This window comes from Prauserella oleivorans, from assembly GCF_042685745.1.
In the GTDB taxonomy this organism is placed as follows: Bacteria; Actinomycetota; Actinomycetes; order Mycobacteriales; family Pseudonocardiaceae; genus Prauserella_A; species Prauserella_A oleivorans.
In genome coordinates, this window is sequence record NZ_JBHUNT010000001.1 from 4,516,703 (window position 1) to 4,530,838 (window position 14,136).

Here is a 14,136-nt window from a genome sequence, read left to right on the forward strand (position 1 = left end):
TTATGGGCTCGCGGCAGGTACCGGTCAGCGCAGGCCCGTGCCGCCGAGTTCGTCCGCGGGGTTCTTCGAGAGCCGGTAGTAGAGCAGCGCGCCGGTCTCCCGCACGATGTAGCGCGCCTGCGTCTGGCGGGTCTGGACGACCGGCCCGGAGTGCGTGGGCGAGGTCCAGGCCTCCAGGCCCGCGTCCTCGGCCATCGTCCTCGCGCGCAGCGAGTGCCACGGGTCGCTGACGATCACCGCCGTGGTCCACCCGCGAGCCTGGATCTCCGCCGCCACCGCCCGCAGCGAGCGCAGCGTGTCGCTGCCCTCGCCGACGGCGATCGTGCTCTCCTCCGGCACCCCGTTCGCCACCAGCCAGTTGGCCCCGGCCTCGGCCTCCGTGTAGGCGTCGCCCTCCCGGTTGCCGCCCGAGGTGACGATGTGCCCGGCGACGCCCTGGTCGTAGAGCTCCTTGGCCTGCTCCAGGCGGGCTTCGAAGATCTTCGACGGCGTGCCGTTGTACTGGGCGGCGCCGAGCACCACGATCGCGTCCACGGGCGGGCGCTCGTCCGCCCGCGCGACGTACCAGACGCGGAAGGCCGTACCGCCGCCCACGAGGAGCGCCACGAGGACGACGCCGGCAACCGCCCGGCGCAGCCAGCGTGCGATGCCCACGGGCGTCAGCAGCCGATGAGGCGGGCCGCGAGGTAGGACTCGAGCTTGTCGATGGCGATGCGCTCCTGAGCCATCGAGTCGCGCTCACGGACCGTGACGGCGTGGTCGTCCAGCGTGTCGAAGTCGACGGTCACGCAGTACGGCGTGCCGATCTCCTCCTGCCTGCGGTACCGCTTGCCGATGGACTGCGCGTCGTCGAAGTCGGTGTTCCAGTGCTTGCGCAGCGCCGCCGCGATGTCGCGGGCCTTCGGCGTCAGGTCGGCGTTGCGCGACAGCGGCAGCACAGCGACCTTGTACGGCGCCAGCCGCGGGTCGAGCTTGAGCACCGTGCGCTTGTCCGTGCCGCCCTTGGCGTTCGGCACCTCGTCCTCGGTGTAGGCGTCGAGCAGGAACGCCATCATCGGCCGGCCCACGCCCGCCGCCGGCTCGATGACGAACGGCCGGTACCGCTGGCCGCTGGCCTGGTCGAAGTAGGACAGGTCGACACCCGAGTGGTTCGAGTGCGTCGTGAGGTCGAAGTCGGTCCGGTTGGCGATGCCCTCGAGCTCACCCCACTCCTGGCCGGCCGAGAACCGGAACCGGTACTCGATGTCCACCGTCCGCTTGGAGTAGTGGGAGAGCTTCTCCTTCGGGTGCTCGTAGTGGCGCAGGTTCTCCCGCGCGATGCCGAGGTCGGTGTACCACTCGGTGCGCAGGTCGATCCAGTACTGGTGCCACTTCTCGTCCTCGCCGGGCTCGACGAAGAACTCCATCTCCATCTGCTCGAACTCGCGCGTGCGGAAGATGAAGTTGCCCGGCGTGATCTCGTTGCGGAACGACTTGCCGATCTGACCGATGCCGAACGGCGGCTTCTTGCGCGACGTGGTCTGCACGTTGAGGAAGTTCACGAAGATGCCCTGCGCGGTCTCCGGGCGCAGGTAGTGCAAGCCCTCCTCCGACTCGACCGGGCCGAGGTGGGTCTTGAGCATCATGTTGAACTCGCGGGGCTCGGTGTACTGGCCGCGCGTGCCGCAGTTGGGGCAGGGCACCTCGGAGAGGTCGTCCTCGTTGAGCGGGGTGCCGGTGCGTTCGGCGTACTCCTCGGCCAGCTGGTCGGAGCGGAACCGGCGGTGGCACGCCAGGCACTCCACGAGCGGGTCGTGGAAGGCGTTGACGTGGCCGGAGGCCACCCAGACCTGGCGCGGCAGGATCACCGACGAGTCGATGCCGACGACGTCGTCCCGGCTCTGCACCATGGTCTTCCACCACTGGCGCTTGATGTTCTCCTTGAGCTCGACGCCGAGCGGTCCGTAGTCCCACGCCGACCGGGTACCGCCGTAGATCTCTCCCGACGGGAAGACGAAGCCACGACGCTTGCACAGATTGACGACGGTCTCGATGGTGTTGGCGGGCACTCCACGCTCCGAGGCATGCGGATTGGACGATGTGAACCTGACTGTGAGCTACCAGCGTAGCCCGCGAGGCGGGCCGGACGTCCCCGGGGAGTGCCCGTTGCGGCCCCGGTCGGGACGGCGGTTCGCGCGCGGGAACACTCCGGGCGGCGCACTAGGATGGGAGGCAATCCCCCATCGGCCGTGTGCCGGCACACGGCGAGCGCAGGCTTGGAGTTGCGACATGCCGACGGCGAGTTCGAACGCGGCGCCCTCCGGGCTGCCCGGCGACGCCGAGCGGCACGAACCGTCGCCGGGGTCCGCTCCGCCGTCGCCACCCCCGTCCCAGACGACACTGACCGACGCGGGTGAGCTCCTGCGGGCGCTGGCCGCGCCCGTGCGCATCGCCATCGTGTTGCAGCTGCGGGACGGGGATCGGTGCGTGCACGAGCTGGTCGATGCGCTCGGCCTCGCCCAGCCTCTGGTCAGCCAGCATCTGCGGGTGCTCAAGTCCGCGGGCGTCGTCCACGGGGAGCGGCGGGGCCGCGAGGTGGCCTACCGGCTCGTCGACGACCACCTCGCGCATATCGTGATCGACGCCGTCGCACACGTGCAGGAGGAGGCGAAGCGATGAGCAGCACCTCGACCCGGGGCCGCGCGCCGCTGCCGGGACGCCGGGCGACCAGGCAGCGCGCCGCCGTGGTGGACCTGCTGGCCGAGATCGACGACTTCCGCTCCGCGCAGGAGCTCTACGACGAGCTGCGCAAACGGGGCGAAGGCATCGGGCTGACCACGGTCTACCGCACGCTGCAGTCGCTGAGCGAGGCCGACGAGATCGACGTGCTGCGCACCGACACCGGCGAGGCGCTCTACCGCCGCTGCTCGGACCACCATCACCACCACCTCGTCTGCCGCCACTGCGGCTACACCGTCGAGGTCGAAGGTCCCGCCGTGGAACGGTGGGCCGAGAAGATCGCCTCCGGCAACGGCTTCTCCGACATCAGCCACACGGTGGAAATCGTGGGCACCTGCTCGACGTGCGCGCAGCGCGAGGCCGGGTAACCGTCAGTACTCGTACGGGTCCGTCGGCGCCGGGACCTCGCGCAGCGACCCGACCGCCAGCGCGGGCACGTAGCCGCTCGCCGCGGTGTCCGCACCGGGCACGACCTCGCCGGTGACCTCGATCCATGTGTCCTCGGCCAGCGTGTCCGCCGGTCCGCCACGCAGCTCGACGCGTACGGCGAACGCGTCGGCGGCGCAGCAGCCGATCACCATGCGGGCCAGCTCGGTCCGCCCGTGCGAGTGGACGACGAAGCCCGTCAGCCGCACGGTGCGGCCGTGCAGCGAGCCGGACTCGTCCCAGCCGGCACGGCTGACGAAGTCCGTCACCGACAGCGGCACCACCGGCCCCGGGGGCAGCGGCGGGAACGACGCCCCCGACGGCGCGTATCCCTCGCCCGCGCGGGTGCGGGTCACCGAGTCGGCACCGAGCGCGGGGGGTGCGACGAGGAACACCGCCAGCACCGGCACCATGAGCAGCCACGCCGAGCGGGCGGAATGGTCGTGGTCGTGGCCGGCCCCGCCGCGCGCCGCACCGCGGAGGTCGCGGACGATCGCCACCACCGCCAGCAGGACCATCACCGCACCGGCTCCGATCAGCCACGGCTGGTGCGCGGCCTTGACATAGCGCAGGTAGTCGCCGGTGACGGCGATCTTCAGCAGCGCTCCGCCGAGCAGCAGCAGCAGGACGTTCTGCGTCTCGCGCCTCACCGCGCACCCCCGAGGAACAGTAGCCCGGCACCGACGCCGCACACGACCGCGACGACGAATGTCGCCGGCGCGAACCGCAGCGCGAACGCACGCCCGAACGTCCCGGCCTGCAGGGCGAAGAGCTTCGCGTCGATCGCAGGCCCCACCACCAGGAACACCAGTCTCGGCAACAACGGCAGTGCGGACAGCGACGCGGCCACGAACGCATCCGCCTCGCTGCACAGCGACAGCACCACCGCCAGCGCGGCCATCACCAGCACGCCGAGCACGATCTGGTCACCGAGCGCGGAGAACCACTCCCCCGGCACCAGCACACCGAACGCGGCGGCCACCAGCGCGCCGAGCACCAGGAACCCGCCCGCGTCGACCAGGTCGGCGCGGGCGGTCTCGGCGAAGGCACGCCACCGGCCATTGCCCTCGACGTCCGGCAGTCGCCGCAGCGCCCGCTCGGCGATCCACTCGAGCTTGCCCCAGCGGATCCACAGCCAGCCCATCACCAGTGCCGTGGCGAGTGAGCCCGCGAACCGGGCGGCCACCATGCCGGGCTCGCCCGGGAAGGCGACGGCGGTGGAGACGAGCACGATCGGGTTCACGGCAGGCGCGGCCAGCAGGAACGTCAGCGCGGCCGCCGGCGCGACACCCTGGCCCATCAGGCGGCGCGCGACCGGCACGGAGGCGCACTCGCACCCGGCGAGCGCGACCCCGGAGAGCCCGGCGACACCGACGGCCGCGGCCTGCCGGCGGGGCAGCACCCGGCGAAGCACGCGGGCGGGCACGAACGCGGCGATGGCGCCGCTGAGGAGCACACCGAGCACCAGGAACGGCAACGCCTGCACGCACACCGCCACGAACACCGTCGACGCCGTCCGCAACGCGGGCACGTCGAATGCCGCACGCAGCCACGACTGGCCGAGGATCGCCAGCACCAGGACCGCGCACAGTACCTCGATCGACGTGAGGCGCCGCCGCGCCGGATCGGTGCCCTGTCCGCCACTATCGACAACCGTTGCCATGTCCCGGGCCATCATGCCACCACGTCCGGCGCGCGACCACGACGCTCCGCCTACCCGGTGCGGGAGGGCCCGCGACCGCCGCCGTCACCGCGCGCGCCGTCTCGAACGCCCTGTCGGTGCTCGACTCCGAGATCGGCCTGCTCAGCCCGATCACGTTCCGGCCCTTCGAAGGGATCGACGCCGTCCGGACCTGCGGGCGTCGGCCTGCCGCAGCGGAACACCGGCGGCGGCCTCGTCTCGACGCCTCCCGGGTTCTCATTCACCCACCCGGTGTGCTGCCGGTCCACCCGGCGTGCCGCCTCAGTTCCCCTCGCCCAGCACGTCGGCCCGCACCTGGGAGGCCGTCGAGACCACCAGCATCAGCAGCGTGCCCAGCGGAGCGGGCTCGAGGCCCTGGGCCGGGAACGCGTAACGCAGGGTCAGATCCATCCCGCGCTCGGTGTGGACGATGCCGAGCGTGCCGAACAGGCCCTGCCCCGCACGCTCGGCCACGACCGCCGCCAGCTTCGGCTCGTCGGGCAGGTCCCACGCGACCACGCACGTAAGGCTCAGCACCGACAGCCCCTCGGCCAGCCGCATCGCCTGCACCACGCACGGCACGTCGGAGTGCTTGAAGGTCAGCGTGCCGTCGTCGTCGACCTGCACGTCGAGATACATCTCGAGGGCCTCCTTGGCGGAGGTCAGCAGGGCGGCGGTATCGGCGGCCTCGGTCGTCACGACTGTCCCCCTCCCGCGGCGGCGTCGACCGCCGCCCCGAACCGCCGGTCGCGCTTGGCGTACTCCAGGCACGCCTCCCAGAGCTTGCGCCGGTCGAAGTCGGGAAAGAGCGTGTCCTGGAAGACGAACTCGGCGTAGGCCGACTGCCACAGCAGGAAGTTCGACGTCCGCAACTCCCCCGACGGCCGGAGGAACAGGTCCACGTCGGGCATCTCCGGCTGGTAGAGGTACTTCGCGATCGTGCGGTCGTCGACCTTGTCGGGGTTGATCTTGCCGTCGGCGGCGAGCCTCGCGATCTGCCGCGCGGCGTCCCCCAGCTCGGCGCGGCCGCCGTAGTTCACGCACATGGTCATATTGAGTAGCGTGTTGTGCTTCGTCTTCTCCTCGGCGGCCTGCAGCTCCTTGATGACGCTGCGCCACAGCTTGGGCCTGCGGCCCGCCCAGCGGATGCGCACGCCGATGGAACCGAGGTAGTCGACCTGGCGGCGGATCGTGTCCCGGTTGAAGCCCATGAGGAAGCGCACCTCCTCGGGGCTGCGCTTCCAGTTCTCCGTCGAGAAGGCATACACCGACAGCCATTTGATGCCGAGCTCGACGGCGCCGCTGGCCACGTCGATCATCACCGACTCGCCGCGCTTGTGGCCCTCGATGCGCGGCAGCCCGCGCTGGTTGGCCCATCGCCCGTTGCCGTCCATCACCAGCGCGACGTGGTTGGGCACCAGCTCGGGCGGGATCCTCGGCGGCCGCTCGCCGGACGGATGCGGGTCAGGCGCCCGCAGCGTCCCCTGCGACATGCCGAGTGCCTCCCGTGCCTTGCGCCGCACCTGTCACCTCCGTATCGCCGGACACCGCGTCCGACCCTAACGCGCCGGTGATCGGCGCCTCGCGGGCACGGCGTTCGACGAACGGCAGCGAGCGCAGCTGCCGCTCCAGATGCCACTGGAGGTGGGCCGCGACGAGACCGCTCGCGTCCCGCCGCACCGGCTGTGTCGTCGCCTCGGCCGTGCTCCAGTCGCCGTGCAACAGGGCCGCCAGCAGCACGAGCACCTCGGGTGCCGGGTGCACCGAACCCGGCACCCGGCAGCGGCCGCAGAGCGAGCCGCCCGCCTGCACGTTGAACGCACTGTGCGGCCCGCGCTCGCCGCAGCGCGCGCACTCGGTGATCGCGGGCTCCCAGCCCGCGAACGCCATGGCTCGCAGCAGGAACGCGTCGAGCACCAGCGAGGCGTCACGCTGCCCGTCCGCGAGCGCCCGCAGGGCCCCGACGACGAGCAGGTACAGCTTGAGCGCCGGCTCGCCCTCCTCGGCGGTGAGCCGGTCGGCGGTCTCGGTGATGGCGCTGGCCGCCGTGTACGCCTGGTAGTCGCCCACGATGGGCAACGCGAACGCGTCCACCGTCTCGACCTGGGTGACCACGTCGAGCGTGCGGCCCGTGTAGAACTGCACGTCCACGTGCCCGAACGGCTCCAGCCGCGCACCGAACCGGGACGTGGTGCGCCGCACCCCCTTGGCGACGGCGCGCACCTTGCCGTGCCGTCGTGTCAGCAGCGTGATGATGCGGTCGGCTTCGCCGAGCTTGTGCACCCGCAACACCACGCCGGTGTCCCGATACAGACTCACCCGTTCATGGTCCCACGCGCGCGCGACATCCAGGCGATTCCCCACGCCGCGCGGAGACCGCACTCACCTCACGGATCACTCAGAAGCCGAGTTTGCCGAGCTGCTTGGGGTCACGCTGCCAGTCCTTGGCCACCTTGACGTGCAGGTCGAGGTACACCTTGGACCCGAGCAGGGCCTCGATGTGCCGCCGCGCACTGGCTCCGACCTGCTTGAGCCTGCTGCCGCGGTGACCGAGCACGATGCCCTTCTGGCTCGGCCGCTCCACGTAGACGTGCGCGTAGATGTCGATCAGGTCGTCGCGGCCCTCGCGCGGCACCATCTCCTCGATGGTCACCGCGATCGAGTGCGGCAGCTCGTCCCGCACGCCCTCCAGCGCGGCCTCGCGGATGAGCTCGGCCACGAGCGTCTGCTCAGGCTCGTCGGTAAGGTCACCGCCCGGATAGAGCTGCGGCCCCTCGGGGAGCAGGCCCACGAGCACGTCGGCGACCGTGCCCACCTGGTAACCGTCCACAGCGGACACCGGCACCAGGTCCGCGAAGTCCATCACCTTCTGCAGCGTCAGCAGCTGCTCGGCGATCTCGTCGGGGCGAGCCAGGTCGGTCTTCGTGACGATGCCCACCACGGGCGTGTGCCGGGCGACCTTGGCGAGCTCGTTCGCGATGAACCGGTCCCCCCGGTCCCACCTTCTCGTTGGCGGGCACACAGAACCCCACCACGTCCACTTCGGACCACGTCGAGCGCACGACATCGTTGAGCCGCTGGCCCAGCAGTGTTCGCGGCCGGTGCAGGCCGGGCGTGTCGATGATGATCAGCTGCGCGTCGGGCCGGTGCACGATGCCCCGGATCGCGTGCCGCGTGGTCTGCGGCTTGCTCGACGTGATCGCGATCTTGGTGCCGACCAGCGCGTTGGTCAGTGTCGACTTGCCGGCATTGGGCCTGCCGACGAAGCACGCGAAGCCGGAGCGGTGCTCGACAGCGGAGCCGACACCCTCGCCGGTATCGGTCACCTGAGAATCTCCTGGACCGCGCCGGCCGGGTCGGCGCGCAGGATCGGCGCATCCGCCGCGAGGTCACGCACGGCCTGCACGGACGCACTCGACACCAGTGGCTCGGCGGTCACCACGGCCGCCGCCTCGAGCCCCTCCGCGCCGCTCGACACCGCCGCCGCGACGGCGGCCTGCAGTGCGGACAGCTTGAACGAGGGCAGGTCGACCGTCGCGGCCGCGTACGTGCGCCCGTCCGTGTCCCGGACGGCGGCGCCCTCCGCGGCCTGGGTGCGCGCGCGGGTCGAGCGCGCCAGGATGACGATCTTCTCGTCCTCGGGGTCGAGGTCAGGCATGTTCGACGCTCCTATCGCGTTCGTCGCTACCGTTGTGCCGCGCGGTGATCGCCTGCCCGTCGGCTGGGCGGACCACCACGGTGGTGATGCGCATGCGGCCACGCCGGTCCTTGCCGCCTTCCGCGCGCAGCCGCAGACCGTCGATCTCGGCCTCCGCGCCGGGCAGCGGCACCCGGCCGAGCCGCTCCGCCATCAGGCCGCTGACCGTCTCGACGTCGTGGTCGGAGAGGTCGACGTGGAACAGCTCGCCCAGGTCGTCGACGCCGAGCCGCGCCGACACCCGCACCATGTGGTCGTCGAGGTACTCGACGGGTGGCCGCTCCCCGGTGTCGGACTCGTCGGTGATCTCGCCGACGATCTCCTCCAGGATGTCCTCGATGGTGAGCAGCCCGGCGGTGCCACCGTACTCGTCGACGGCGATGGCGAGGTGATGGCGCGACACTTGCATGTCCTTGAGCAGGCCGTCGAGCCGCTTGGAGTCGGGCACGAAGCTGGCCGGGCCCATCAGCTCGCCCACCGTGCGGGCCGTGCCGCCCTCGGCCATGGACGCCTGCACGAGATCCTTGAGGTTCACCACGCCGACGATGTCGTCCACCGACTCGCCGATCACCGGCAAACGCGTGAAGCCGGTGCGCATCGACAGGGCCAGTGCCTGCCGCACGGTCTTGTTCTGCTCGATCCAGACGATCTCGGTCCGGGGCACCATGACCTCGCGCGCCACCGTGTCGCCCAGTTCGAAGACGGAGTGGATCATCTCGCGTTCGTCCGTGCCGACGACGCCGCGCTCGCCCGCCAGGTCGACGAGCTCCCGGAGCTCCGCCTCGGTGGTGAACGGCCCCTCCCGGAAGCCCTGGCCCGGTGTGATGGCGTTACCGATGAGGATGAGCAGCTTGGACAGCGGGCCGAGCACCGTGCCCAGCACGCGCACGGGCCCCGCGACGACGAGACCGACCCGGTAGGGGTGCTGCCTGCCGATCGTGCGCGGGCCGACCCCGACCAGCACGTAGCTGACGAGCACCATGATCAGGCCCGCAACCACCACGGCCAGTCCCACGGGCTCGAACCAGCGCACGCTCACCACGGTCACGAGGACCGTGGCGGTGAGCTCGCAGCACAACCGGAGCAGCAGCAGCAAGTTGATGTGCCTGCTGCGCTCGCCGATGATCGCGACGAGTTGACGCGCGCCGACCCGGCCCATCCGGACGAGCCCCTCGGCACGGGCCCGCGACGCCGTGCTCACCGCCGCGTCGGCCGCGGCGAACACTCCGCCCAGCAGCACCAGCAGCGCGGCGATCAGCAGCAGGACCGCTGAACTGGTCACGGCGTCTCCTGGTTCGCCCCTCCGTCGAGCCCGGCGGCACCGAGCAGACGGTCGTCGGCGCTGCGCTGGGCTTCCCGGCGCGCCGCGTCGAGCCTGGCGGCGCGGAAGTCGGCGAGGATGCGGTTCTGCAGACTGAACATCTCCCGCTCCTCGGCGGGCTCGGCGTGGTCGTAGCCGAGCAGGTGCAGCACACCGTGCACCGTGAGCAGGTGCAGCTCGTCCATCAGCGAGTGGCCCGCGGTCTTCGCCTGGTCGCGGGCGAACGCCGGGCAGAGCACGATGTCACCGAGCAGCGCGGGCGAGGCCTCCGCCGCGTCGGGACGCCGGGTGGAGTCCAGCTCGTCCATGGGGAACGCCATGACGTCGGTGGGACCGGGCAGGTCCATCCACCGCTCGTGCAGGTCCTCCATGACGTCGAGGGTCACCAGCAGCACCGACAGCTCGGCAAGCGGGCTCACCTCCATCTGGTCCAGTGCGTACCGCGCGGCCGAGACGATCGACGCCTCGTCGACACCGACTCCGGACTCGTTGGCGATCTCGATGCTCACGCCGGATCCTCGCTGTGTTCGTACTGCCTCATCGCCCGCCGAAGGCCCTTCCGTTGCCACCCCTGCCTCCGTGGGAGCCGTTGCCCGCGGCGGCGTCCTGGGTGGCCTGCCACTTCTCGTAGGCGTCCACGATGTCGCCGACGAGCTTGTGGCGCACCACGTCGTGGCTCGTCAGCGACGCGAAGTGCAGGTCGTCGACGCCCTCGAGGATGTCGCGCACGATCCGCAGCCCGCTGCGCTGCCCGCTCGGCAGATCGACCTGCGTGATGTCACCGGTCACCACGACCTTCGAGCCGAACCCGAGCCGGGTGAGGAACATCTTCATCTGCTCGGGCGTGGTGTTCTGGGCCTCGTCGAGGATGATGAAGGCGTCGTTGAGCGTGCGGCCGCGCATGTAGGCCAGCGGTGCGATCTCGATGGTGCCCGCCTGCATGAGCCGCGGGATCGACTCGGGGTCGACCATGTCGTGCAGCGCGTCGTACAGCGGGCGCAGGTACGGGTCGATCTTCTCGTACAGGGTGCCGGGCAGGAAGCCGAGCCGCTCACCCGCCTCGACGGCGGGCCGCGTGAGGATGATCCGCGTGACCTGCTTGGCCTGCAGCGCCTGGACGGCCTTGGCCATCGCCAGGTAGGTCTTGCCGGTGCCGGCCGGGCCGATCCCGAACACGATGGTGTGCTTGTCGATCGCGTCGACGTAGCGCTTCTGGTTCAGCGTCTTCGGCCGGATGGTGCGCCCGCGGCGGGACAGAATGTCCATGCTCAGCACGTCGGCGGGCGACTCCGCGCTGCCGGCGGAGAGCATGGCGACGGTGCGGCGGACAGTGTCGGGGCCGACCTGCTGGCCGCGGGTCGCGAGTGTGGCGAGCTCGGCGAACACCCGCTCGGCGAAGGCGACGTCGGAGGGCGTGCCGGTGAGCGTGACCTCGTTGCCGCGCACGTGCACGTCGGCGTCGAGAAGGTCTTCCGCGGCGCGGAGGTTCTCGTCACGCGAGCCGAGCAACACGAGCGCGGCAGCGTCGGGAATCGGGAACTTCGACTGCGCCTGCTGTGCGGCGTCTGCGGGTTGCTGCGGAACGGTTCCGGCCACGTGGCCTCTGGCCTGCTTTCTGCACGTCTGTGCCAGTCGTCTGTTGGTTTGCCTGAGCTCGATGCTAACGGCACCGGCTCGCCCCGGGCTGCTAGATTACCCGGCCTCGCTCTGGTAACGCCCGAACAAGCCCAGCTGTTCCCCGCCCAGGACGTGCGCGTGCACGTGGAACACCGTCTGACCTGCATGGGAGCCGGTGTTGAAAACGACACGGTAGCCGCCCGCGGTCAGGCCCTCGAGCTCGGCCACCTTGTCGGCGGTGGCGATCACGTCGGCGAGCAGCTTCGGGTCGGCCGCGGCGAGCTCGGCGACCGTGCGGTAGCGGGTCTTGGGGACCACGAGCACGTGGGTGGCCGCCTGCGGGTTGATGTCGCGGAAGGCCAGCGTCGTCTCGGTCTCGTGGACGATGTCGGCCGGGACCTCCCGGGCGATGATGCGCTCGAACAGCGTGTCGGCGTCGCTCATGGGCAGCAACCTTAGCGCGCAGGTACGACGACGCAGGTACGACACTGACGCGGAATGTGTGAACACCCTTGCGGTAGGAGCGCCGCGGGGCGGTGAAGCCTGGGGGTCGCCCCACTCGCCACCGCGGCTCCGCCGGACCGAGGGGGGAGGTGCCCGGCGGGTTCTGGATGTCCGCATCAGCTCCGGACAGATCGTCAACGAGCGTAACGGTGCGCGGATACGCGGGGAAGAAGATCACGCCGAAACCGGTCGCGCGGACGACCTCGCCGGCCAGCGTCGTCGTCCGTTCGGCCTAGGCCCACCGTGCGGTCAGGGCACCGAGGGCGCCGAGCGCGACGGCACCGGCGGTGGACGTGCGCAGCACGGTCGGCCCCAGCCGGACGCCGACGGCGCCGGCGGCGGTGAACGCGGCCAGCTCCTCCGGGGCGATACCGCCCTCGGGACCGACGACGAGGCAGAGCTCTCCCGTGGCGGGCAACTCCACCTCGGTGATGGACCGAGCGGCACTCGCCTCGAGCACGAGCGCGACGTCGGCGTCCGCGAGCACCGGCGCGAGTTCCTTCGTGGTGACGGGCTCCGGGACGTCGGGAACGCGGCCACGCCGCGCCTGCTTGGCCGCCGCCCGCGCCGTGGAGCGCCAGCGGCCGAGGGCCTTCGCACCGCGCGGGCCGTCGTCCCAGCGCGCCACGCTGCGGGCGGCCCGCCACGGCAGGACCGTGTCGGCACCGGCCTCGGTGGCCAGTTCGACGGCGAGCTCGCCCCGGTCGCCCTTGGCGAGGGCCTGCACGATGGTCACCCGCAGGGGCGGGGGCGGATCGTCCCGGCGCGCCTCCACGGTCAGCTCCAGCCGTGGGTCCCGCCCCGGGTGTACGGCCTCGACGACGCAGTCGGCAAGCGCTCCCCTGCCGTCGGAGAGGGTCAGCCGTTCGCCCGGCCGGGTGCGCCGGACGGTGACGGCGTGCCGGGCCTCCTCGCCCTCCAGGACGGCACGGTCGCCGGACGGCACGGCGTCGACGAGGAAGACGGGGGGCGTCGAGCCGCCCGCGGTCCCGGTCACCGCTTGGCGCGCAGCTTGGAGAACAGGCCGCCGTGCTTGCTGCCGTTGCCCGCGAGGCTCGGAGCCTCTTCACCACGCAGCTTGGCCAGCTCGCGCAGCAGCTCGACCTGTTCCTCGTCGAGCTTGGTCGGCACGACCACCTCGACGTGGACGTGCAGGTCGCCACGCCCGTCGACGCGGCCGGACGAGCGCAGGCGCGGCATGCCCTTGCCGGTGAGGACGAGCTCGGTGTCGGGCTGGGTGCCCGGCTCGATGTCAAGCTCCAGCTCGCCGTCGACCAGCGTCTCCAGCGGCACGGCGGCACCGAGCGCGGCGCTCGTCATCGGGATGCGGAGGTGGCAGTGCAGGTCGTTGCCGTGGCGTTCGAAGACCTCGTGCGGCTCCTCGTCCACCTCGACGTAGAGGTCGCCTGCGGGGCCGCCGCCGGGGCCCACCTCGCCCTGCCCGGAGAGCCGGATGCGCATGCCGTCGCCCACGCCGGGCGGGATCTTGGCGGTCACGGTGCGCCGGGCGCGGACGCGGCCGTCGCCGCCGCACTTCTGGCACGGGTCGGTGATGACCTCGCCGAGACCGTGGCACACCGGGCACGGCCGCGCGGTGACGACCTGGCCGAGGAACGAGCGCTGCACCGACTGGATCTCGCCCTGCCCGCCGCAGGTGTCACAGGTCCGCACGGAGCCGCTGTCGGAGGTTCCCGCCCCGCGGCAGCGGTCGCACAGGATGGCGGTGTCGACCGCGATCTCCTTGTCGACGCCGGTCGCGCACTCCTCCAGCGTCAGGCGGATACGGATAAGCGCGTCGGAACCCGGCTGCACCCGGCTACGCGGGCCCCGCCCCCGGCTGCCCCCGGTGGCGGCGCCGAAGAAGGCGTCCATGATGTCGCCGAGACCGCCGAAGCCGGCGAACGGGTCGCCGCCGCCACGGCCGGCGCCGTTGTCCATCGGGTCGCCACCGAGGTCGACGATCTTGCGCTTCTGCGGGTCCGACAGGACCTCGTAGGCGGTGGTGACCTCGCTGAACTTGTGCTGCGCGTCCTCGGACGGGTTGACGTCGGGATGCAACTCGCGCGCGAGCTTGCGATAGGCCCGCTTGATCTCCTGGTCCGTGGCGTTCTTCGACACGCCCAGGATGCCGTAGTAGTCCCTCGCCACCGTCTTGACGTCCTCCTCGTGCCA

At 71.4% G+C, this 14,136-nt stretch carries 16 protein-coding genes and 1 pseudogene; 2 read left to right on the plus strand and 15 right to left on the minus strand.

Annotated elements, in window-relative coordinates; all coding sequences use genetic code 11:
• Positions 1-24 precede the first annotated feature (24 nt).
• Positions 25-648 (minus strand): YdcF family protein, encoded by a 624-nt coding sequence (locus ACFSZT_RS22130; protein WP_377386880.1) that lies wholly within the window; start codon positions 646-648, stop codon positions 25-27.
• A gap of 11 nt (positions 649-659) precedes the next feature.
• Positions 660-2,048, minus strand: coding sequence for a glycine--tRNA ligase (locus ACFSZT_RS22135; RefSeq protein WP_377386381.1), 1,389 nt, complete (start codon positions 2,046-2,048; stop codon positions 660-662).
• 220 nt (positions 2,049-2,268) lie between these two features.
• On the opposite strand from ACFSZT_RS22135, the gene ACFSZT_RS22140 reads away from it, so the two are divergent.
• Together ACFSZT_RS22140 and ACFSZT_RS22145 are read left to right on the plus strand one after the other, a co-directional pair.
• On the plus strand, positions 2,269-2,658 hold the full coding sequence (locus ACFSZT_RS22140) for an ArsR/SmtB family transcription factor (RefSeq protein WP_377386383.1): 390 nt from the start codon (positions 2,269-2,271) through the stop codon (positions 2,656-2,658).
• Positions 2,655-3,086, plus strand: coding sequence for a Fur family transcriptional regulator (locus tag ACFSZT_RS22145; RefSeq protein ID WP_377386386.1), 432 nt, complete (start codon positions 2,655-2,657; stop codon positions 3,084-3,086). Before ACFSZT_RS22140 ends, ACFSZT_RS22145 begins: the two co-directional genes overlap by 4 nt.
• Positions 3,087-3,089: 3 nt before the next feature.
• Here ACFSZT_RS22145 and ACFSZT_RS22150 read toward each other — a convergent pair whose 3' ends face one another.
• The 13 genes and pseudogenes from ACFSZT_RS22150 to dnaJ form a co-directional block, all read right to left on the minus strand.
• On the minus strand, positions 3,090-3,794 hold the full coding sequence (locus ACFSZT_RS22150) for a TIGR03943 family putative permease subunit (RefSeq protein WP_377386389.1): 705 nt from the start codon (positions 3,792-3,794) through the stop codon (positions 3,090-3,092).
• The gene (locus ACFSZT_RS22155) at positions 3,791-4,807 is read right to left on the minus strand and encodes a permease (protein WP_377386392.1); all 1,017 of its coding nucleotides are present in this window, start codon (positions 4,805-4,807) and stop codon (positions 3,791-3,793) included. The genes ACFSZT_RS22150 and ACFSZT_RS22155 overlap by 4 nt, the downstream gene beginning before the upstream one ends.
• Positions 4,808-5,107: 300 nt before the next feature.
• The gene (locus tag ACFSZT_RS22160) at positions 5,108-5,524 is read right to left on the minus strand and encodes a hypothetical protein (protein WP_377386395.1); all 417 of its coding nucleotides are present in this window, start codon (positions 5,522-5,524) and stop codon (positions 5,108-5,110) included.
• Positions 5,521-6,348 (minus strand): isoprenyl transferase, encoded by an 828-nt coding sequence (locus ACFSZT_RS22165; protein ID WP_377386398.1) that lies wholly within the window; start codon positions 6,346-6,348, stop codon positions 5,521-5,523. The genes ACFSZT_RS22160 and ACFSZT_RS22165 overlap by 4 nt, the downstream gene beginning before the upstream one ends.
• Entirely contained in the window at positions 6,290-7,144 is an 855-nt protein-coding gene (gene recO, locus ACFSZT_RS22170; protein ID WP_377386401.1) for a DNA repair protein RecO, read from the minus strand. Before recO ends, ACFSZT_RS22165 begins: the two co-directional genes overlap by 59 nt.
• Before the next feature lie 79 nt (positions 7,145-7,223).
• Positions 7,224-8,151: pseudogene (era, locus tag ACFSZT_RS22175) on the minus strand (GTPase Era).
• Positions 8,148-8,483 carry a cytidine deaminase gene (locus ACFSZT_RS22180; RefSeq protein ID WP_377386407.1) on the minus strand — a complete coding sequence of 112 codons (336 nt, stop codon included), beginning with the start codon at positions 8,481-8,483 and terminating at the stop codon, positions 8,148-8,150. Before ACFSZT_RS22180 ends, era begins: the two are co-directional and overlap by 4 nt.
• The gene (locus ACFSZT_RS22185) at positions 8,476-9,804 is read right to left on the minus strand and encodes a hemolysin family protein (RefSeq protein ID WP_377386410.1); all 1,329 of its coding nucleotides are present in this window, start codon (positions 9,802-9,804) and stop codon (positions 8,476-8,478) included. Before ACFSZT_RS22185 ends, ACFSZT_RS22180 begins: the two co-directional genes overlap by 8 nt.
• Entirely contained in the window at positions 9,801-10,352 is a 552-nt protein-coding gene (ybeY, locus tag ACFSZT_RS22190; RefSeq protein WP_377386413.1) for an rRNA maturation RNase YbeY, read from the minus strand. The genes ACFSZT_RS22185 and ybeY overlap by 4 nt, the downstream gene beginning before the upstream one ends.
• 28 nt (positions 10,353-10,380) lie before the next feature.
• Positions 10,381-11,439 (minus strand): PhoH family protein, encoded by a 1,059-nt coding sequence (locus ACFSZT_RS22195; RefSeq protein WP_377386416.1) that lies wholly within the window; start codon positions 11,437-11,439, stop codon positions 10,381-10,383.
• Positions 11,440-11,535: 96 nt separating this feature from the next.
• Positions 11,536-11,904: a histidine triad nucleotide-binding protein gene (locus ACFSZT_RS22200; RefSeq protein WP_377386418.1), complete on the minus strand. Its 369-nt coding sequence runs from the start codon at positions 11,902-11,904 to the stop codon at positions 11,536-11,538.
• A 292-nt stretch (positions 11,905-12,196) separates the two neighbouring features.
• Positions 12,197-12,961: a 16S rRNA (uracil(1498)-N(3))-methyltransferase gene (locus ACFSZT_RS22205; RefSeq protein ID WP_377386421.1), complete on the minus strand. Its 765-nt coding sequence runs from the start codon at positions 12,959-12,961 to the stop codon at positions 12,197-12,199.
• Positions 12,958-14,112 (minus strand): molecular chaperone DnaJ, encoded by a 1,155-nt coding sequence (dnaJ, locus tag ACFSZT_RS22210; protein ID WP_377386882.1) that lies wholly within the window; start codon positions 14,110-14,112, stop codon positions 12,958-12,960. Before dnaJ ends, ACFSZT_RS22205 begins: the two co-directional genes overlap by 4 nt.
• Positions 14,113-14,136 lie beyond the last annotated feature (24 nt).

Bases quoted from the DNA above. Each gene is read 5' to 3' on its own strand.
- ACFSZT_RS22140 (WP_377386383.1), top strand. From the start codon at position 2,269: ATGCCGACGGCGAGTTCGAACGCGGCGCCCTCCGGGCTGCCCGGCGAC.
- ACFSZT_RS22145 (WP_377386386.1), top strand. From the start codon at position 2,655: ATGAGCAGCACCTCGACCCGGGGCCGCGCGCCGCTGCCGGGACGCCGG.
- ACFSZT_RS22155 (WP_377386392.1), bottom strand. From the start codon at position 4,807: ATGGCAACGGTTGTCGATAGTGGCGGACAGGGCACCGATCCGGCGCGG.
- ACFSZT_RS22180 (WP_377386407.1), bottom strand. From the start codon at position 8,483: ATGCCTGACCTCGACCCCGAGGACGAGAAGATCGTCATCCTGGCGCGC.
- ACFSZT_RS22200 (WP_377386418.1), bottom strand. From the start codon at position 11,904: ATGAGCGACGCCGACACGCTGTTCGAGCGCATCATCGCCCGGGAGGTC.